This is a genomic window from Bartonella sp. TS82HLJMH, from assembly GCF_042193495.1.
Classification (GTDB): Bacteria; Pseudomonadota; Alphaproteobacteria; order Rhizobiales; family Rhizobiaceae; genus Bartonella; species Bartonella grahamii.
This window is the reverse complement of the sequence record NZ_JBHILU010000002.1, coordinates 39253-59943: the sequence shown is the minus strand read 5'-3', so window position 1 is coordinate 59943 and position 20691 is coordinate 39253. Positions and strand designations below refer to the sequence as shown.

Below are 20691 nucleotides of genomic sequence, written 5' to 3'. Positions count from 1 at the left end.
AGTGTTTTTAAACATAAATAAAACACATTACGATACAATCTAAGACGAGTTACCTACGTAGCCGTGGGATGTTTTTCTAAATAATTGAGAGTGGAGTGTCGATAATGCAGTATAAACATAAGTTAAGTTTTTCAGTATTAATGATCAGTAGTTGTCTTGTACAAGTTGCAAGTGCAGTTGAAAACAGGAATGGAGAGCTAACAATAGTAGAACATGTAAGAAATGGAGCAGAGATACCAAAAGGTTCAGCATTGATTACAAATAGTTTTCCTAGTAGTAAGAGTAAAATTGGAGATGGCAGTGTTGAGATTGTTGAAAATGGAGCAACTTCTATAGATTCTACTATTAAAAAAGGAGGGATGCAGATAGTTACGCGTGGAGGAAATGCAATAGATGCTAAAATCCTTGGTGGTAAGCAGTTTATTCATGAAGAAAAAGGTCTTGATCTTACAAGTGTGGAGAGAAAAAGTAGTGCATATAATTCTACAGTTTCGGGGGAAGGTGGGGTAGTGGGACAGCAGAATGTGTATGATGGAGCGTGGGTTTGGAATACGAAAGTGGGAAATAACGGAGAACAAAATCTTTACTCGGGAGAAAGAAAAGAGGGGGGGAGAGCAATGACTACAGAGCTCTCTGAGAACGGCAGGCAGCACGTTTTAGCGCATGGAGAGTCTTATGATACTACTTTGAAGGGGCAGACTGTTCAAGTAGTATATCCTCAAGGGTTTGTGGATACTTTAACAATTACGGATTCTGCTAGGTCATGGTTTCACTCTGGTATTCAGAAAGTTGTTGGAGAAGTAAGGGTCAATGATCACGGAGAACTTTATTTATTTGCTGGTGATAGGACAAATCATACGACTAAGAAAAAGATTCCTATAGAAGGAAGACCTGAGGAAACAATATTTGAGGTTGGTGAGCGGAATATAGGAGAAAAGCCTCAGATTGAAATTGAAGATTTAGGGGGGAAGGATGGGACTGTTATTTTTACTTCTATTCCATATGATCGACGTCATATTTCACTTCATGTTGAGAGACTTTCAGGAAGTTTGCATTTTCGATTCAATATTAGTGCTACGGGAGATTTGAGTGATTACTTGTCAATTGATTACGGCGCAGGTAATCATAAAATAAGCGTTACAGATTCTGGTCGTGAAATCACAGGTCTTTTTTCACAAAAAAATAGTTTGGGTACTGAGATTCCGTTAGTTACCGATAGAAGCCAAGATGGTGGAGCTTCTTTTACTCTGGAAGATCTTTTGGGCAAGGACATTACAGCTGTCGATGGTGGAACCTATCAGTATCAATTGCTGAAGAGAGAAAGATGTGCTAGTTCTAGTGGTTATTCTGCAATTTGGTATTTAAGTAGAGCCTCTGAAGGTACGACACGTTCGAATACTGAAACACAGTGTGTAAACAAGAAAACGAAGGTCCCTGTTGCATTATCAGATCAAAGTTTTCCTTCTGGAGGAAAAAATACCGGACCTCGTAAACCTACTAAAAAAGAGCAATTTAAGCCACGTCCTCCACGTCATTTAAGAGAAAGACAGAATGTCTCTAGTGTTTCGGTATCTCCCTCTCAAGAAAATCGCACTCATGTGAAGTCTCCTCCAGCAAGTCCTCTTTATTTTTCTGATGGAAAGCAACAGGCTATAGTTTCAGAATCTTCACAATCTTTATCCGATCAAATGATTTTGCGTCCAGTTCATAAAGAACAGCCTTCTCCACAATTGAGAGAGACGCTTTCAGTTTCTCACTTTTTAACCACTCCCTCTACAGATGCGGTATTGTCTATGTCTGTGGTTCCAGCGATGGTTTTTCACAATGAAATGCAAACCGTGCGTGCGGGAAGAGGAATTCTAGATAAAAGTAACAAGAATGCAGCTTTATGGACCTATGCGATCAAGTCTAAAGAGAGTATTGCTACAGAGCATATAGATTTTAAGTTGGATCAGACAGGTATTGTTTTAGGGATCAATAGTTTAAGTGAGTGGGAAAACGGAGAATTTTATATAGGTGGTTTTGGCAGTTATGACCGCGCACGCATTGGGCATGCACGGGGTGGTATGAGCGGTATCAATACTTATGGCATTGGCGCTTATGTCACTTATTTGGATCATAGTGGATGGTATTTAGATGGTATTTTAAAATATAATCATTATCAGAATACTCTAAAGGCAGTTTCAACGAATGGTTTAGGGATTGAGGGAAGTTATAGGCAATGGGCGGTGGGCACTTCCTTTGAAGCAGGTTATCGACTTAAGACGTCAAAGAGCAGTTGGTTGCAGCCTTATGGACAATTTACATGGTTGCAAGTTGAGGGTAAAGAAATCAAATTATCGAATGACATGATAGGTAACATGCGTCCATTCACTTCATTACGCAGTGAGGTTGGCATATCTTTAGGATATGAATTTGGTTCTCGCATGGCTTCCTCATCACTTGCGTACATTACAGCAGCATGGTTGCGTGAGAATAAAGATAATAACCATACATTGATTAATCAACGGCATTCATTTACCACTGACTTATCGGGTAATGCAGGTAAGTTAGGAATCGGTTTGAGCAGTTTAGTGAGTGAGAAGTTAAAGTTATATGGTGAGGCACATTATGTTAAAGGACGTAAAACAAAACAGTCCCTTCAGGGTATTTTAGGTGTACGCTATAGTTTTTAATTATATGGTTATTTTTTGATTGATCTCAATGTGTGTAGAAGGATTTTCAAACCTAGATCGAAGTATCTAGGTTCATCCTCTTTAAAGAAGAATGCTTTCAAAAAGGTATATATTTTGCATGTTTTTTCTTATGTTTCTTTATTGCTTCAATGATAAATTTGATGAGAGGCCTTTAAAATTATGCAAGAAGGTTCAATATTCATTGAGAGTCGGTAGCGCATCTTTATGATGGGATGAGCAATTACAGGTATTTTTATAGTTTTCTTTATAATTCATTCTATATTTTTGAGAATTTGTGTAGATTTTTGCAGAGTCACTTGGCAAAGGGCTCCTTGCTCGCTATAGAAATGGCTAGAGAATATTATAAATGAAATAAAGGTGGTTAAATGGCTTTAGAGCGTACTTTTTCGATGATTAAACCAGATGCAACCCGTCGTAATTTGACTGGCGCAATTACTAAAATGCTTGAGGATGCGGAGCTACGTGTTATTGCGTCTAAACGTGTCTGGATGAGCAAACGTGAGGCTGAAAATTTTTATGCTGTTCATAAAGAACGTCCTTTTTTTAGTGAATTGGTTGAATTCATGTCTTCTGGTCCAACCGTTGTACAAGTTTTGGAAGGCAAAAATGCAATTGCTAAAAACCGTGAAATAATGGGGGCTACGAATCCTAGTGATGCAGAAGAAGGGACAATTCGTAAGGTTCATGCTTTATCGATTGGCGAAAATTCTGTCCATGGATCCGATAGCGCTGAAACGGCAAAAACAGAAATCGCCTTTTGGTTTTCTGAGGTAGAAATTGTTGGTTAATAAAGCGTTTATAATAATAAAGCGTATACAGAAAGCAAAAATCCGAAACACTATATTTCGGATTTTTGCTTTTAAGATTATAGAATTTTTTGAAAGCATAGGGAGCATTCATCGTTTTTTCAGCTTTTAATATTGCAACTGCTTTTGTGAGAATATAAAATCTATTTACTCTTTTTTTTGAAGAGCTTTTATCTACATGCCACCCTTACTTGTAATGTGCAAAAAAGTATTTTATTGATTTATCATTAATAGATTTAAAATGAATCAATCTTATGCTATTCTGATCTCTTATTTAAGTACAAAAAGATAAATCTCCATACTATTCATAGAATGACGTGTTTTAGACCTGCACGAAAATAATCCCATCCTGTCCACAATGTAAGGAGGGCAGCAATCCATAGCATAGTAATTCCAAACTCTACTGTGTAAGGGAAAATTTTATTACCGGCTGGTCCAGCTAAAAGAAATACAATAGCGATCATCTGTACAAAAGTTTTCCATTTTGCAAGACGAGAGACAGGAACACTAACTTTTAATTCAGCTAAATATTCACGTAATCCTGATACAAGAATTTCTCTGCAAAGAATGATAATAGCTGCCCATAGTGTCCACCCAGCGATGGTACTATCTGCGGCAAGCAAGAGCAGACAAGCAGAGACGAGAAGTTTATCAGCAATGGGATCTAACATGCGACCAATATTGGATGTTTGTTCCCAAATACGAGCAAGGTAACCGTCAAGAAAGTCAGTAATGGATGCAATGATAAAAATGGACACAGCAATCCAGCGAGTGATATCACTTGATTGTAATCGCCCTTCTAAAAAAAAGCATGCAACAACCATTGGGACTGCAACAATTCGTGCATAAGTTAAAATATTTGGAAAAGAAAAAGTATGATTTTTCATGGAGCCATTTTTAATTCTTGTGAAAGAGAATATATTACCTAAACCTAACAAGGCGAAGGTTATGAAACAAGCCTATTTTTCATGAAAATGGTTATGAATTTTTTGTGCAATTGTCATAGAGATTCCCGTAACTTTTTTTAAATCTTCAAGTGAAGCACTAGCAATAGCCTTGGCACTTCCAAAATGATGAAGCAACGCACGCTTTCTTGTCGGACCGATATTTTCGATTTCATCAAGTGGGTTTTTGAATGCTTCTTTTTTTCGTTTTATCCTATGAGCTCCAATTGCAAAACGGTGTGCTTCATCACGCAGACGTTGCAAAAAATAGAGGATAGGATCACGTGGAGGAAGTGTAAAGGGGGGAATACCTTTTATAAAAAATCGTTCACGTCCCGCATGACGGTCAACACCTTTGGCGATTCCAACAACTGTGAAGAGGTCATTTAACTGTAATTCAGCAAGTATTGCATGTACGCTATTGATTTGTCCTTCACCACCATCGATTAAGATAAGATCAGGCCAAATGGGAAAAAGATCATTATCTTTTATGTCATGACTTCTATTGGGCTGATCATGCTCTTTTATAAGGCGTGAAAATCTTCGTTTAATCACTTCTTTCATCATGCCAAAATCATCGCCAGGCGTGATATCTATTGAGCGAATGTTGAATTTGCGATATTGATTTTTAACAAATCCCATTTGACCAGCAACAATCATAGCCCCTACAGCATTTGTTCCCATGATATGAGAATTGTCATAGACTTCTATTCGGCGTGGAGGAAAAGGTAGTTGGAATGTTTTAGCAAGACCTTGAAGCAATTTTGTATGAGTAGCTGTTTCAGAAAGCTTATGTTCAAGTGCTTCATGAGCATTGAGATAGGCATGATTAACAAGAGTTTTCCGTTCACCTTGTTTGGGTAAAGAGAGAGACACTTTGTGATTTGCTTTGAGACTCAATGCTTCTGTAAGAAGTGTCTTTTCTTCAATTTCTTCAGATAAAAGGATGCTTTTGGGAAGTGGTTTATCATCGTAAAATTGGGCAAGAAAACTCGCTAAAATTTCAGTACGGGAAAAAGAGGGATCAGCTTTAGGAAAATAGGCACGGTTTCCCCAATTTTGTCCCATGCGAAAAAAGAACACTTGAATACAGGTCATTCCTTCTTTTTGCGCAATTGCAAATACATCCGCTTCTTTTATCGCTTGAGGATTAATACCTTGATGGCTTTGTATATGAGAAAGGGCTGATAAGCGGTCACGATAGGAAGCAGCTTGTTCAAAATCAAGATTTTCTGCGGCTTTATGCATAGCTTGAACCATATTGTTTTTAACAGATTGATCTTTTCCCGAAAGGAACGCTTTTGCTCCCCTCAGAAGTTCTTTATAATCACTGTCACTAATTTCATGGGTACAAGGTGCAGAACATCGCTTAATTTGATAAAGCAAACAGGGACGTGTACGGTTTTCAAAAACTGAATCAGTACAGGTTCGTAATAAGAAGGCGCGTTGTAAAACATGAATTGTTTGTGTCACTGCACCAGCAGAAGCAAAAGGACCAAAATAGTGAGCTTTTCGTGTTCGGGCACCACGATGTTTGTAAAGTCCAGGCACTCGATGATCATCTGTAATCATAATATAAGGGAAACTTTTATCATCACGGAGTAATACATTAAAATGTGGATGCAATCTTTTGATGAGATTGGCTTCTAAAAGGAGTGCTTCTGTTTCTGTATGGGTGACGATAAATTCCATATGATATGTTGCACGAATCATGCGGGTAATACGATTATTGTGTCCTTGTTCACGTGTATAATTTGAAACACGTTTTTTGAGATTACGAGCTTTGCCAATATAGAGAATATCACCATTTTTACCAATCATCCGGTAAACCCCTGGCTTATGCGGAAGGTGTCTAACAAACTCTTGTATGAATTTGACACCTTGGAATTGATATTTCTCATTACTTTGATTGGCATTATTCCATGTAACGTTAGAGAGAAAAGAAAGCTTTTCCCGCTCATTTTTCGGACAATTTATATTATTTTTCAGAACCATTCCGTTTATTAAGAATATGTTTTTTGTTTAATATATGAAATATTCTTTTTTATTAAATAATGATTATTTATATCTTTATAATTTTTTCTATAAATAATATGCTTATAGCATAATAGTACGATTTTAGAGAGCCGGTTTTTCATAAAAAATATGAGAGTTGTTATTCTAAAACAGCTTTATGAATTTGCCCAATTTATCCATTAAAATGATTGGAATAGGAAATTCATGATGATTAAGAAGATAGACTTTCTAAAAGAAAAAAATTAATTCACGCTGATCGTTATTAGCTTATCATTATAATATATTGATATTATTCAAAAAATCAAAGAACTTTATCATTTTATGCCTTTGTATCTTACAACATGATATTTGATTTAGGAAAAATATGAGAAAGATCTAACATAATAGATGTTCTTTTTGAAGCCACTTATGCGTTATTTTGGCATTTTCATCTTGTCCCAGACGGTTGATAAGAAAGGGGCTGAGTTTTTTCATTTCTTCTTCCAAAAGGTAGGGAGGGTTAATAATAATCATACCACTTCCATTCATTGTCGGTGGACTTACACTTTTTCGGATACGCATTTCAAGCTGTAGAATCTTAGGAATTCCTGTTTGATAAAGCGCGTGAAGAAAACTTTCAATTTCTTTGTCATATTTAACAGGATACCATAAAGCGTAGATCCCTCCAGAAAAGCGACGATAGGCTTTCGTTAATCCCTCAATAAGGCGGGAAAATTCTCCAGTTTTTTCAAAGGGAGGGTCAACAAGGATAAGTCCACGTTTTTCTTTTGGTGGTACATGAGAATTTAAAGAAAGCCAACCATCTAAATGCAAAACTTTTGTCTGATAATCTCCTGCAAAGTTTTTTGCTAAAATATGATAATCTTCGTTGTGCAATTCTATTGCGGTGAGGCGATCTTGTTTCCGTAATAATTGACGAATAAGAACAGGAGATCCAGGATAAAATACAATTTCTTTTTTCCCTTTATTGAGGGCATCAATGATATTACACCATGGACGAAGGAGTGCTCTTAAATCCTCTGGGATAGGTGTTGAAAAAAGCCGTTGGACACCTTCGCGCCACTCTCCTGTTTTATGTGCTTCTAAAGAAGAAAGGTCATAAATACCGATTCCAGCATGCGTATCTATAACGCGAAAAGCTTTTTCTTTGCGTTTGAGATATTCTACAATGCGAGTGACAATAATGTGTTTAAAAACATCAGCAAAATTGCCAGCATGATAAATATGCCGATAATTCATGGAGTAAACTCTATCATATGTATAACTGTACCGGATTATTAGCATAGAATATTAGAATTGATATCCATAAAAATACTCTTATAGAAATCAAATAATACCCTCACTCCCAAATAATACCCTACAGAAAAAATATTAATGTCATGGGAGTATTTATTCACTGGGCTATTTTTATATTATGAGATTCATCGTTAAGATTTTAAATTTTTTATATAAAAAATAGATAGGAAGAGGGCAAACATTTCAATAGAGATAGTTGTGTTGTAAGAGAAGTTTCTTATGATTACGGACTCTTTCAGGAAAAATATAAAAGACAAGCAATTAACGAGAATATTAGTGAAGTTTGTTAAAAAAATTAAGGTTATCTTTCAAATTCATTCATAAATTTACTTGTTTAAAGATTAAAGAATTTAAAATGCTTGATAAAAACATTGTTACATTTATCAGTTTTTTAGCGAGCGTAAAATTATGGATAGAGCAATAAAGTGCTGGTATTATAGTGATAGATTTTTGTAAAAGTGTGGATGAATCTCATTGGTTTAAGCGGAGCCCAAGCTTTATATTATACACGCTAAATGGCTAGGTTATTGTGTATGATGCTAAAATAAAACTTTTGAAAAGTGATATGTTCTCTGCAAGCGATCTCAATAAAATGAGGGATTTTTAACTAAAGTAAATAGGTTTATCTATCTCTAACACTGTATTATCTAGCTGATTTATGAGATAATCTTATAAAAAGACTAGAATAAGAAGTTCTTTTACATGGATTATGCTTCGATTCCATGCTTTTGATTGAATGTAAGTTTCTATTAATGCCCATTCTGTTTTCAATACTGAGATAGGTTAAGCACATGATATTATGAGAATGCATGCCCAGAATCCGGAGACTTGTAATAGTTATGATATGCAGCGGTTTAAAGAGCTGGTTATATGGAGATATTTTACTGAATAAAGGCGCAAGCTGGTACCATTTTTATTTTTTAGCAGTATTGCCATACCTCTTAGCACTTGACCTGATTCATAAAGTGCATTTTTACGCTTTCCGCTAATAGTTTTTATTTACACGTCAGATATTTAATTGAATGCGATGATGGCTCATATTTCGTATTGTATATTGAATAATGGATGATAAAATTCCCACCAACGCAAAGAATAAATCTTATGCGTAAGATGATAGTTTTTGAAGAGACTGATGATGTGTCAAGAAAGTTTTTTAGAGATTTTTCTTTCTGAATTTTTTAATTGAATACGTAAATTTTTTTACAGCATGGTATGATTTTTATCAGTAACGGATAATTTGGAGGAAATGTTTGTAATGGTACAACATTGTTTAAAAGGAAAGACATGAGCTATAGTATTTACAGGAAGATGGGTAACTAAGAGATCAGATGAAGTTATTTTAGAAAAGTTTTTAATCCTTTTGAATTTTGTATGAAGCGGTTTATCATTTTTGAATGGTTTGTGTTATAATACGCTAAGAAGGGATGAGAGGATAAAAAGTTCTTTTGCAATAAAAGCGTGTGATTGTTTTTAAGTTAAGAAGAAAATATATAATTAAGATATTATATTTGATACATTCTTCAGAGGAAGCATGAATAAATGAGATCAAATTTAAAAGCATAAAGTTAGAGAGAGTAATGGGTAATATTTTTTCACCAACGCATTTAATTATAATTTTACTGATTATCTTTGTGCTTTTCGGTCGCGGTAAGATTTCTGAATTAATGGGCGATGTTGCTAAGGGAATTAAAGCCTTCAAAAAAAATATGAAGGAAGAAGATGACGGCATTGAGGATAAAGTTGAAATGGCTACTACTTCCCAAATAATTGATGTAGAATCTCAACAATCTCAACAATCTCAGCCGTTATCGGTAAAACATGTAACAGCGCGCAGAAAGGCTTCTTCTGCTTCTAAAAGAAGCAAAACATCTGTTGCTAAAAAACAGCGTGTCAAATAACAAAAACGTAATCATCATTGTGCGTTATTTTTTGATGAGGAAGTCGAATTAAGAGATGTTTGGGATTGATGGACCAGAGTTTGTCGTAATCTTACTTGTTCTCATCATTGTTGTTGGACCGAAAGATTTACCTAAAATATTAAAGACAATAGCAAAGGTAAGAGCTTATATGTTTTTAATGGCAAATGAACTTCGTCATCAGTTTGATGATGCAATAAGACAAATCGAGCTCGATGATTTGCAAAAAACATGTTCGGATATTAGCGATTCAAGCAAGAAGTTGACAGAGACTTTTGATCCCATTCAAAATACATTAGAAGATATCCACGATAATTTGGATGTTAAGGCAACACACCATAAATCAGAAAAAGGTAAAGAAATTTTGGAATGCGATCACAACGTAACCAATAAAGATATGACAGGATCTATAGCTTCTAAAGATAAAGAAGATGTGTCATGAATGTTAAGAAAGATGAGGTTGATGCCCATATGGCACCACTTTTGGAACATTTAATTGAACTTCGTCAGCGAATTATTGCTGCCTTGGTTGCATTTATGATCGCTTTTATGATGTGTTTTCTTGTTAAAGATTATATCTTAAATTTTTTACTATGGCCATATCAGTGGGCAATGAAAATAGCAGAGGGTAATCCTGAGGGTATTCGTTTGCAATCAACGCAAGTATGGGAAACTTTTTTAACGAAGATGAAGCTTTCTGCTTTTGGGGGAATTATTTTATCTTTTCCCTATACGGCTTTTCAGTTTTATAGTTTTATTGCACCAGGGCTTTATAAAAATGAGCGTATGGCTTTTTTACCATTTCTCATTGGGGGGCCTATTTTATTTTGTATTGGGGGAGCGTTTGTGTATGGTCTATTAGCGCCAATAATACTATGGTTTAGCCTTTCTCAACAATTTCTTCCAGATGTTCATTTAAAAATAGAATTTATAGTGCGTATTTCTGATTATTTGGGCTTTATGACATCATTTATCCTAATTTTTGGTTTGATTTTTCAATTACCTCTTGTCATCAGTCTTTTAACAAAAGTTGGATTTTTAACGTCTCATGATTTGGCGTCTAAACGAAAATGGGCTATTTTACTTTCTTTTATCATTGCGGCAATCATAACGCCGTCGGATTTTTTTACGATGTTTGCAGTGGCTTTACCAACGATAGCACTTTACGAGATTTCAATTTTAATTGCTTACAGTATAGAAAAGAGAAGAAAATCCGCTTAAGAAAAATGTATAATCTTATGAGATAAGAAATGAATAAAAACAATATAAATAAGGAGTTTTTATGCTTGATATTAAGTGGATTCGTGATAATCCTGAGAAATTAGATAAAGCACTCGTAAGTAGAGGTCTTGAGCCACAAGCTGAGAGGTTAATACAACTTGATCTTGCACGTCGGTCGCATATTGCTAAGGTGCAATTGGCGCAAGAGCGTCGCAATGTGGTTTCAAAGGAAATAGGACAGGCTTTAGCTGTATCTGATCAGAAAATGGCTGAAAGTTTTAGAGCTGAAGGTGAACAGATTAAAGTCTTTCTTTCTTCTGCAACAGCGGAAGAAAAACAGCTGACGGAGAGTCTTGAAAAAATTCTTTCAGCACTTCCAAATATTCCATTAGATGATGTTCCAGAAGGTAAAGATGAAAGTGATAATGTCGTCATTCGACATTTTGGTACACCTCCAACATTTAATTTTACACCAAAGGAACATTTTGATCTTGGTCAAGATCTCAAGCAGATGAATTTTGAACGAGCTAGTCGTTTGTCTGGAACACGTTTTACAATACTTTCAGGGGCGTTAGCACGGCTAGAACGAGCATTAGGCCAATTTATGCTTGATGTGCATGTCAATGAGCATGGTTATACAGAAGTCTCAATACCTTTTCTTGTTCGTGATGAGATTGTTTACGGAGCAGCACAATTGCCGAAATTTGCTGAAGACCTTTTTCGTACAACAGATGGTCGATGGCTTATTTCTACAGCAGAAGTGCCATTAACCAATTTGGTCAACGATGAAATTCTTGAAATATCAGATTTACCACTGCGATTTTCTTCTTTATCTCCCTGTTTTCGTTCAGAGGCGGGAGCAGCCGGTCGTGATACACGCGGTATGTTGCGTCAGCATCAATTTTGGAAAGTTGAAATGGTCTCGATTACCAGTGAAGAGCAGTCTTTAATTGAATTAGAACGTATGACGGAATGTGCAGAAGATATATTAAAACGACTTGGTTTGCCTTTTCGCACAGTGGTGCTTTCTACAGGTGATATGGGGTTTGCAGCGCGTAAAACCTATGACATCGAGGTTTGGCTTCCTGGTCAAGAATGTTATCGTGAAATTTCTAGCTGTTCAGTTTGTGGAGATTTCCAAGGTCGTCGTATGAATGCGCGTTATCGTAAAGAAGGCGATAAAAAATTGCATTTTGTTCATAGTCTTAATGGTTCTGGTACAGCTGTTGGACGTTGTCTTATTGCCGTGCTTGAAAATTATCAACAGGCTGATGGATCAATTATTGTTCCAGATGTTTTACAACCTTATATGGGAGGCATGCGTTGTATTACTGCTTAATTTTACGAAAGGAGAGACAATATGCGTTTATTGCCAAGAGGTGATGATATGCAAACGCAAGTTTTTGCCATTTTAAAAGAAGCAGTTTGTCAGTATGATAAAAGTGCAGCTCCATTGGAGATTGAATGATACTATGGGGCAAAAGGGTATTTTACAATTTCGTGAAGAGTTAGCCGCTCTTGTACTGAAAATGCGTAGCAAAGGCATTGATGATGTGCGATTTTTTTCGGCATTAGAGAAAATTCCGCGTCAACAGTTTGTTTCTGCTCCTTGGTTTAATAGCGCTTACGATAATAAAGTTATTCCCCTTGAGTGTGGTGAATATATGGAACGCTTGGAAGAACAACTCTTAATTCTTTCGGCATTATCGTTGAAAAAAAGGCATCGTGTCTTAGAAATTGGTACAGGATCTGGTTTTTGTACTGCTCTTATGGCATGTCTGAGTGACCGTGTGACAACGATTGATCGTTATAAAACGCTTGTTGATTTAGCATGCCAAAAATTTCAAACTTTAGGAATTGAAAATATTGTTATACGGCAGATTGATGGAAGTCATAGTGTGACGGGCTTGGGATCGTTTGATCGCATTCTTATTTGGCCATCACGTTTTGATGAACCAAAGGAATTTTTAGAACTTTTAGCTGAAAATGGAATTCTCATTCAGGCGATAGGACCTGACGAAGGGGTACAAACGGTGACGCGCTATACAAAAATTGGTAGTCGATTTGAGTGTTTAGAACTGTTCCAAGTGCGTTACCAACCTTTTATTAAAGGCATTGCAGAGATACTTTAATTTTTAAAAGCTAAGAAATTTCTGCAAATTGTCTACGTTAAATTCATTTTGATCTTATATAAAGATATTTATGAATAAAACATCTCATTTTAACTCTTCGGTAATTTAAAAAAGCTTTAATGGAGTGAGTTGATTATTGATGAGTGAGCAAAACGATGTGTCTAAAAGCTTTGGATAATATTTTCCAGCATAATTCTCAGAGAATAACTTTGTTAGCGGTGGTAACTATTGTTGCTGGTTGTAGTTCTGGTACACAGCGTTTTTCCAACATTGTCTCTCATCGTACGGTATCATCTCAATCAAATATATCAAGCACTATGTATACAGATCCGCGAATGCTATCATACGGTAGTGGTATGATACAAAGCACTGAATTGCCACCTGTGGAATCAAGCGATGATTCGTGGGGAGATGACAATTCCCCCTATAATTTTCCACATCAAGGTAGGATAACTTCTTCTGATGGTCGCGTTATGGGCGCCCCTCCACGTAATCTTGGAACACTTTCTCGTTCACAAATGGATAAATCTCCTATTTTTCGGCGGAATTCTTATATTGTTCAGAGTGGAGATACACTGCTCAGTATTGCACGACAAGTAGGGGTTAGTGTTGAGGCATTAAAATTAGCAAATGGTATAAACAGCAATTCCATTTATATCGGTCAGGTACTTGTTGTTCCAAGCAGGCGTACATTAGCAGCTTCAAATGCACACAATAATAACGATTGGGCAGTGTCAACAACAGAATCTGCATCCCAGTCTCAAGTGATGTCCTCTATAAAAAACAAGAAGTCCTCTCCTATATATAAAGCTCCTGTAACAACGCCACCCTCTGCAAAGATGAACAAATCAAGTTCTGAGAAAAATTTTTCTAAACAGATGACGCAATTGAAACATGAGACTGGTTTGTCAAGTACTGTTACGAATACAGATAATATGACGACTCCGCAAGCCACAGGAATTTCTAAGATGCGTTGGCCAGTACGAGGGCGTTTATTAAGCCAGTTCGGTCAAAAAAAGGGAACAGTAATGAATCGAGGAATAGATATTGCAGTGCCTGAAGGGTCTTCGGTAAAGGCGGCAGAAAATGGTGTGGTTATTTATGCGGGAGATGGACTAAAAGAGCTTGGTAATGTTGTGATGATTCGACATGAAAATAATATTATCACTATTTATGGATGTAACAGTAAGCTTGTTGTTAACAAAGGACAAAGGGTAAGACGCGGTGATGAGATTGCTAAATCTGGTGTTTCAGGAAATGTTAAAACGCCACGTGTATATTTTGAGATGCGTAAGAATTCATTACCTGTTGATCCCCTTAAATATTTAGAAAACTAATTTATTGATGACTTTTAAATTTGAATAGTCTTACAGTTTATAGAAACTTCATGAAAAACAATTGATTTTCTTAAATCAATAACACTCAGCAAAAAATCATTGGTTTAAGGAGAGTAGTTCGTTGGGATCGTTAGATATTACTATCTTTGTGTTTATGAAAGTGTAAAACAATAGTATCATACTTATTTGTCAGCTTTCAGTGTTCCAACGGCTCTTGCATTTGAGAGAAGCATGAAAAAAGATATTTCACGCCTTTCTTAAAAGGTTTTTATCTACAGGCTCATTTCATTCATATGTATGACGTGCAAGAAAATCGTTTTGATTAATTCAGAGGGTTTGAAATGAGAGCATTTGACTGTACTTAGATCTGTTATTCGATATCAAAACGATAAATTATCTATATAAATTAAAGTTTTTTCATTAGAAAATTATCTTGTATCATTTATTGAGTTAGTGAAAAGATTTATATTGTAGGATATATAATAGGGGAAAATGAATCTATTTTTTAAGATTTTTCTCATTGTATTTTGGTATCCTGTCTCTTAAGGATTTATTGCATTTTTGTAAAGCTGTGATTAGATTATGTAGTTATTGCTTTTTATGATAAATTCTTTAAGAATTTTTTTCTGAATCGGAATTTTATTTTAATAGAGTGGGAAATACCTGAAGTTTAACTATAGGAGATAAAAATGTTTATTACGAACGCTTATGCTCAAGTTGCAAGCGATGTTTCCGGTGGAATTTCATTTGTTAGCGCAGTCCCTCTCATTTTAATTTTTGCAATTATGTATTTTTTTATCATTCGTCCACAGCGTGCCCAAATGAAAAAACGCCAAGAAATGCTTAATGCAGTACGTCGTGGTGATACAGTTATAACGGGTGGTGGTATTATCGGCAAAGTTACGAAGGTTCACGACGAGAGTGGTGAATTAGAGGTTGAAATTGGTGAGAGTATGAATATTCGTGTTATTCGCTCAACATTAGCTGATGTGCGCGTTAAAGGTGAGCCGATTGCAGAAAAAAAATCAAAGCTTAATGCTAAAGCAAAAACATCACAAAAGTCTAAATCTAAAACGACAACGAAAGAAAATATGAGTGTCTCTAAAGAGAAAAAAGCTATATCAAAAGAAAATGAATCTTAAGGTGTAATGGCAGTTTATTACATTTTTTAAGCATTTTTATAAAAAGCTTGGCAAGATCAGGACAATTTCATTGGAAAAGTATCTTTTATAGTGGCTACAGAAAATGGAGTTCTTGTTTCCTTGAGATTATTAAAATAGTTGCTTTATTTATAGAATATTGCGCAACAAGATCATTGTTTCTATAAAAAAATTTGCGAGTAAATAAGCTGAAAAAACTTTTTAAAAGATAGATTTATTGAAGCAGGTATAGCAATTTGATTGCGGTTTATTATCAAATTTTCATATACTTGTTGTATGAGAAGATTAGGGGGTTATATAAAATTTCCACTTCAATACTAGGCTATGGTTAAGATATCAATGTTTATATCAGCCTTCCTTTAATTTTTATGGTGAGAAGTAGCAAAGACAATTGGATTATTCAAAAATAAAGGGTGCTTGTTCATGTTCGATGCAATTCAAATTCGTGAAGCACATTTTCCAAGTCGCGCACCTATTGATGCTTATGGAAATGGTGGATTTCGTTTTGCTGATATGTCTCATAGAGGTTCTATTATTTGTGTACCATCAGGTATTTATGGCATTGACATGGCAGGGCCTATTCCCACTCAAGAGGATATATCTCGTATTTTAGAAGAAGCTTCTGAAATCGAAGTTTTATTAATAGGTACTGGAATTGAATTATTGCGATTACCTGAAGAGTTACGGGGTCTTTTATGGGAAAAACGTATTTCCTCAGATACAATGAGTACGGGAGCGGCGGTGCGTACATTTAATGTTTTATTGGCTGAAGATCGCGCTGTTGCGGCATTATTATTTGCGGTAGATTAGAGTATTGTTTAATAAAACAAATGCTCTCGTTTAGTATGAAAGATTTGTATGGTTATTTTACTGCGCCGTAAAATACCGTTGTTTAAAGTGCTGATATAAGGGGAATAAAATATACATAACTTAACACATTAAGTGTTTTTAAATACAGCAGCAAGTATCCAGGGCAGAGCTTGTTCGTAGTTCAATGAATCACATGAGTGATCAACTCTTGGCACTTGAGACAGTTCATAAGAGGCATTTTAATTTTTTCTTATACAGTTTTTACCTACAAGCCAGCCTCGCTTGTGACGTGCAAGGGAATAGTTTTGATTGATTCAACATGGAATTGGTTTGAAATGAAAGCATTCTACGATATTTGGGATTCTAATTTAACATATAAAACAATGAATTATCATTATAAATAAATGTGTTGATAGTAATAGAAACTCACCGAGAGCAATTGGATTTTTTACAAATTGGTATTGGTAAGAATCTTTGTCCTTTAGGATGGGGAGGATGTCAATGATTTGATGAATTTTTTGTGATCAGTGCATTTTTTATAAAATAACATTGTCATCTATTCAGTGAAAAAGTATTTTGCGTTGTTTGTTATTCTAAGTTTCACTATGCATGTTACGATTAGTTTTTAGTTTTTTTACTGTAAATGAAAACTTGAAGTCCGATAAGATAAGTTTTATCAGAAAAGTTATTTATTTAATTTTTTTCTTTCTAAAACGAAAAGTGACTAGAAAAGAAATTTTAATTCACAATACAGTTAAGAGACAGATTTAAAAATCTTATTTTCTGAACTGTATTTGCTTATCCCTCATTTTTTAATATGAATAAAAAGAGGATATTAATTTCATTACTAAAAAAGGGACGTTAATAGGTTCGAATGATAGGCTCTCTTCCTTATTGTCTTGATATTTTACGTACCATAGATCGTGATCGCTATATATCGGTTTTATTTGCGCCTAAAAAAAAGCGCCAAGCATTGGCTGCTCTTTATGTATTTAACGCTGAAGTTTCTCGTATTCGCGAAAGTGTACATGATCCACTCATAGGAGAAATACGGTTACGTTGGTGGTATGATTCTATTGCTCATGGTGAAATGCAAACGAGTGGAAATAATCCGATTTTGAGTGATTTATTGAAAGCAATGACTCTTTTTAATTTACCTAAGGCAGCTTTTTTACGTTATTGTAATGCACAAATTTTAGATCTTTATCACAATCCAATAGAAACACTTCATGATCTAGAGCATTATTGTGGTGAGACAGCAAGCATAATTTTACAGCTTTCTTGTCAGATATTAGATCCTGATACTGCACAAGAGTTTACAGATATCTATGAACATGGAGGGATTTCTCAAGGATTAAGCGGTATATTACGTCTTTTATCATTCATGCAATCACGATATCAATATTATTTACCTACTGATATATTAAAGGCTGTAGGAGTGAATAGGGAAGATTTGGAATCTCACCGTCTCAGTGATCAACAAAAGGGTCGTATTGTTGAAGCTATGGTAGCATTATCGCGCGATCATTATACCCAATTTTACGAGTATTCTTGTGCTTTACCTAGAGTTCTTAAGCCAGCTTTTCTTCCATTGGTCATTGTACCGGCTTCTCTTCAAAAAGCTATACAGCTAGGTGCTGTAATTTTTCAAGAGAGTGCAACGTTGCCATTGATATATCGCTATTGGTTGATAACAAAAGCAGCAATAAGCGGCAATTTTCCAAAGATATTGTAAAAGAATATTACCACGTTGAAATGCGTAACGTATAGACTGATTTTCTCATATAAAAAAAAGATGCTATTGTGCTTCCAAACCATTTTTTGTTATAAAAAATGTTGATGTTTTGGTTGTTATAAGCGCAAAAGAATAAGAAATTTTATGAGAGAAGTTATCTTGGCAGTCTATGGGACTATAAAAAACCCTTATTTTTGAGAAAGTATAAAATCATAATTGATGACTGTTATGATTTATGAATATATTGATTTATAATGAATTTTAAAAATAGTTTTTTGTATATTATAAGTTGGGTGTGTAAATGAAATCATTTAAAGAAGAAGCAATACGCTCCTTATGAATGAATATTAAGGGTAGCAATACGATGAGCTATAAATGAATGACGATAGGGATGACATTTATAGCTAATGGGTATAGCTTAGTGGGCGACAACTTTTACAACCTTTGGATGGATAACATTTTTTAAGGCGTTGCGAAAACGACTCTGCGTTCCGTTGAATATTTTCTCGCAAATCCATACATGCACTGATTTGCGAGAGAATTAATCATTATACAAATGCTGACCCTAAGATATGCAAACAAGAAACCTATCTTATCTCTTCAACTATGGACGAAGAGCTGATGGAAACTTTATCAAATAAGTTCTTTAAATTATGCACAACCCTTTTATTGAAGAGCGTTAAAGATCTGATTATAATTTGTGCTATTAATTTCCAAAGGATGTTCTTTATTGGCAACCTGTAGTATTTCTAGCTTGAGATCTTCTCGTATCATCGTATCTATATTGGCGCGGACCTCAGTTGAAAGAGTATGAGGCGTGATATCTTTAGGCATGCTTACAGTCTTTATTTGATAAATGATACGGTTTGTTGCAACTGGACCTTTTATGATGCCATAATGACCTTTGGGAGCAGAAAATAATGCTTTAATCCCTTCAACGCCAAGGGATTCAGATGAGTCTTGACGCCGGAGGGCTGGTGTTGTTTGTTTTGTAACACCAAGAGTACGAGCAAGAGCAACAAGACTTTTTCCTTCCGTGAGCTGTTTGAGAGCACTTTGGGCTTTTTCATCAAGAAGACGTTGGATTTCTTCATTTTTCCATTGAGAAAGAACATCTAGCTTAGCCTCTTCAAGTGTCTTATCGCGGGCAGGAATAATTTTATCGACCTTATACCAGAGATATCCACCATTTTGAAAAGAGAGAGGATCAAGATCGACTCCTTCGTTTGATTGATAGATGGCATTCAGTAAAATATCTTTTTGAGGTAAATCCGTGAGTATTGCACCTTCAAGCGTTTTTCCCGTTTTATCAATGGTAATTGTGCGCAAAGATAACTTGTATTTGTCAGCTAACTCTTTGAGAGAAGCACCCTCAAAACGAGCATTTTCAATGGCTACATAATTGTTACGGATATCATCAGTAGCACGATTTTTGGCAAGTGTTTGGCAAATATTTTCTTCGACACTTTCAAAAGGAAGAGAGCTTGAAGGTTCAATATGCGTGACGCGAATGATAACAGGTCCCTGTAAGTCATTTATTACAGGACTGACTTGTCCTTGTTGAAGTTCAAAAACTTCAGATGTCAGATGATTAGGAAGTTCATTTTCTGCGAGAGGCCCTTTTTTTATGTCATTAAGAGTCTTTTTTTCAGCTTTTACCAGTTCATCAAAACTCAATCCATCAGCTATTTTTTTTGCTGCATTATCGGCTTCTTCGCGTGAGGGGAATCGCAGTTCTTCAAATGTACGCTTTTCAGGCGTTACAAAACGTGAAGCATTTTGTGTATAATAGGCTTTCGCCTCATCTGTTGAGATATCTTTAGGTTTTACAAAATCATTAAGTTCCATAGATAGCAAAGAGACAGTGCGGTATTCTGGAGCACGAAATTGACTTTGATGTGTTTCAAACCATTTTTGTAATGTTTCGTAATCAGGATCAGCAATTGTTTTCTTTTCTTTTAGATCAATAACGAGATAATCAGCAATACGCATTTCTCCTTGATAAAGAGCAAGTGCTTTATAAAAGAGATTTGGTGCTTTCATATCAGAGAGTAAAGCTGAAATAAGTTGGTTACGCTTTTCTTGTTTGGTGTAATAATTAAGGAAAGCACTTTCACTAATACGTAAATTCTGAAGATAATTATAAAACAAATTTTTATCAAAAGTGCCATTTACTTGGAACATCTTATCAGAACCAATCGTATGAGCTATTGTATCTTTTGAAAGACTTATTTTCATTTTACGTACTTGTTCATCAAGCAATACATTTTGTTGTAATTGATTAAACACAAAAGCAGGAATTTGGTATTGCTGCATTTCATTTGCTGTAAACATTCGTCCAAGATGAGCAGCATATGCTAAACGAGCGCTTTGATCGGCAAGTGCAAGACGATAATCATCGACAGTTACTGTGGACTTTCCAGAAGTAATAAGATCTCTTTCACTTTTTTTGTGTAATTGCGGTATTCCCCATAGAAGAATGAAGCATAAGAGTAAAATAGCAAGGAAAATTCTAGAAATCCAAGAATTTGTAGCATTTCTTATGATGTCAAGCATTGTTCAAGTCCATTTTTAATGTGAATTATTATCAAAGCTGTAATGGAATTTGCAATAAAGAGATGA

Annotated in this window: 15 protein-coding genes; 11 read left to right on the top strand and 4 right to left on the bottom strand. The window is 35.3% G+C overall.

Translation table 11 applies throughout. From position 1 onward, the window contains the following. Nucleotides 1-104 precede the first annotated feature (104 nt). The gene (bafA, locus tag ACFIKO_RS01215; protein ID WP_375673084.1) at nt 105-2675 is read left to right on the top strand and encodes a BafA family autotransporter; all 2571 of its coding nucleotides are present in this window, start codon (nt 105-107) and stop codon (nt 2673-2675) included. Nucleotides 2676-3061: 386 nt separating this feature from the next. Continuing rightward, nucleotides 3062-3484 (top strand): nucleoside-diphosphate kinase, encoded by a 423-nt coding sequence (gene ndk / locus ACFIKO_RS01210; protein WP_375619429.1) that lies wholly within the window; start codon nt 3062-3064, stop codon nt 3482-3484. Nucleotides 3485-3807: 323 nt separating this feature from the next. Here ndk and pgsA read toward each other — a convergent pair whose 3' ends face one another. The 3 genes from pgsA to ACFIKO_RS01195 form a co-directional block, all read right to left on the bottom strand. Continuing rightward, nucleotides 3808-4389, bottom strand: coding sequence for a CDP-diacylglycerol--glycerol-3-phosphate 3-phosphatidyltransferase (gene pgsA, locus ACFIKO_RS01205; protein WP_375644905.1), 582 nt, complete (start codon nt 4387-4389; stop codon nt 3808-3810). Nucleotides 4390-4461: 72 nt separating this feature from the next. Further along, nucleotides 4462-6441, bottom strand: a complete 1980-nt coding sequence (gene uvrC / locus ACFIKO_RS01200) for an excinuclease ABC subunit UvrC (protein ID WP_375673083.1) — start codon at nt 6439-6441, stop codon at nt 4462-4464. Nucleotides 6442-6837: 396 nt separating this feature from the next. After that, nucleotides 6838-7701 (bottom strand): 23S rRNA (adenine(2030)-N(6))-methyltransferase RlmJ, encoded by an 864-nt coding sequence (locus ACFIKO_RS01195; protein ID WP_375619431.1) that lies wholly within the window; start codon nt 7699-7701, stop codon nt 6838-6840. A 1634-nt stretch (nt 7702-9335) separates the two neighbouring features. Here ACFIKO_RS01195 and tatA point away from each other — a divergent pair. From tatA to ACFIKO_RS01150, 9 genes are all read left to right on the top strand, one after another. Beyond that, nucleotides 9336-9656, top strand: coding sequence for a twin-arginine translocase TatA/TatE family subunit (gene tatA / locus ACFIKO_RS01190; protein WP_375619432.1), 321 nt, complete (start codon nt 9336-9338; stop codon nt 9654-9656). A 55-nt stretch (nt 9657-9711) separates the two neighbouring features. Continuing rightward, entirely contained in the window at nt 9712-10116 is a 405-nt protein-coding gene (locus ACFIKO_RS01185) for a twin-arginine translocase subunit TatB (protein WP_375619433.1), read from the top strand. After that, nucleotides 10113-10895 carry a twin-arginine translocase subunit TatC gene (gene tatC, locus ACFIKO_RS01180; protein ID WP_375619434.1) on the top strand — a complete coding sequence of 261 codons (783 nt, stop codon included), beginning with the start codon at nt 10113-10115 and terminating at the stop codon, nt 10893-10895. Before ACFIKO_RS01185 ends, tatC begins: the two co-directional genes overlap by 4 nt. Nucleotides 10896-10956: 61 nt before the next feature. Continuing rightward, nucleotides 10957-12234, top strand: coding sequence for a serine--tRNA ligase (gene serS, locus ACFIKO_RS01175; protein WP_375673082.1), 1278 nt, complete (start codon nt 10957-10959; stop codon nt 12232-12234). A gap of 133 nt (nt 12235-12367) precedes the next feature. Further along, on the top strand, nt 12368-13027 hold the full coding sequence (locus ACFIKO_RS01170; protein WP_375619473.1) for a protein-L-isoaspartate(D-aspartate) O-methyltransferase: 660 nt from the start codon (nt 12368-12370) through the stop codon (nt 13025-13027). A 155-nt stretch (nt 13028-13182) separates the two neighbouring features. Then, entirely contained in the window at nt 13183-14364 is a 1182-nt protein-coding gene (locus ACFIKO_RS01165) for a peptidoglycan DD-metalloendopeptidase family protein (protein WP_375673081.1), read from the top strand. A 689-nt stretch (nt 14365-15053) separates the two neighbouring features. Then, nucleotides 15054-15506, top strand: coding sequence for a preprotein translocase subunit YajC (gene yajC, locus ACFIKO_RS01160; protein ID WP_375619437.1), 453 nt, complete (start codon nt 15054-15056; stop codon nt 15504-15506). Between the two features lie 441 nt (nt 15507-15947). After that, a complete protein-coding gene (locus ACFIKO_RS01155) occupies nt 15948-16334 on the top strand; it encodes an Mth938-like domain-containing protein (RefSeq protein WP_375619438.1) in 387 nt (128 codons plus the stop codon). 874 nt (nt 16335-17208) lie between these two features. Then, the gene (locus tag ACFIKO_RS01150; protein ID WP_375619439.1) at nt 17209-18069 is read left to right on the top strand and encodes a phytoene/squalene synthase family protein; all 861 of its coding nucleotides are present in this window, start codon (nt 17209-17211) and stop codon (nt 18067-18069) included. 666 nt (nt 18070-18735) lie between these two features. Here the strand turns inward: ACFIKO_RS01150 and ACFIKO_RS01145 are convergent. After that, nucleotides 18736-20625: a peptidyl-prolyl cis-trans isomerase gene (locus ACFIKO_RS01145; RefSeq protein ID WP_375619440.1), complete on the bottom strand. Its 1890-nt coding sequence runs from the start codon at nt 20623-20625 to the stop codon at nt 18736-18738. Nucleotides 20626-20691 lie beyond the last annotated feature (66 nt).

Coding starts and splice junctions, on each gene's coding strand:
- bafA (WP_375673084.1), top strand. CDS start 105: ATGCAGTATAAACATAAGTTAAGTTTTTCAGTATTAATGATCAGTAGT.
- ndk (WP_375619429.1), top strand. CDS start 3,062: ATGGCTTTAGAGCGTACTTTTTCGATGATTAAACCAGATGCAACCCGT.
- pgsA (WP_375644905.1), bottom strand. CDS start 4,389: ATGAAAAATCATACTTTTTCTTTTCCAAATATTTTAACTTATGCACGA.
- uvrC (WP_375673083.1), bottom strand. CDS start 6,441: ATGGTTCTGAAAAATAATATAAATTGTCCGAAAAATGAGCGGGAAAAG.
- ACFIKO_RS01195 (WP_375619431.1), bottom strand. CDS start 7,701: ATGAATTATCGGCATATTTATCATGCTGGCAATTTTGCTGATGTTTTT.
- tatA (WP_375619432.1), top strand. CDS start 9,336: ATGGGTAATATTTTTTCACCAACGCATTTAATTATAATTTTACTGATT.
- ACFIKO_RS01185 (WP_375619433.1), top strand. CDS start 9,712: ATGTTTGGGATTGATGGACCAGAGTTTGTCGTAATCTTACTTGTTCTC.
- tatC (WP_375619434.1), top strand. CDS start 10,113: ATGAATGTTAAGAAAGATGAGGTTGATGCCCATATGGCACCACTTTTG.
- serS (WP_375673082.1), top strand. CDS start 10,957: ATGCTTGATATTAAGTGGATTCGTGATAATCCTGAGAAATTAGATAAA.
- ACFIKO_RS01170 (WP_375619473.1), top strand. CDS start 12,368: ATGGGGCAAAAGGGTATTTTACAATTTCGTGAAGAGTTAGCCGCTCTT.
- ACFIKO_RS01165 (WP_375673081.1), top strand. CDS start 13,183: ATGTGTCTAAAAGCTTTGGATAATATTTTCCAGCATAATTCTCAGAGA.
- yajC (WP_375619437.1), top strand. CDS start 15,054: ATGTTTATTACGAACGCTTATGCTCAAGTTGCAAGCGATGTTTCCGGT.
- ACFIKO_RS01155 (WP_375619438.1), top strand. CDS start 15,948: ATGTTCGATGCAATTCAAATTCGTGAAGCACATTTTCCAAGTCGCGCA.
- ACFIKO_RS01150 (WP_375619439.1), top strand. CDS start 17,209: ATGATAGGCTCTCTTCCTTATTGTCTTGATATTTTACGTACCATAGAT.
- ACFIKO_RS01145 (WP_375619440.1), bottom strand. CDS start 20,625: ATGCTTGACATCATAAGAAATGCTACAAATTCTTGGATTTCTAGAATT.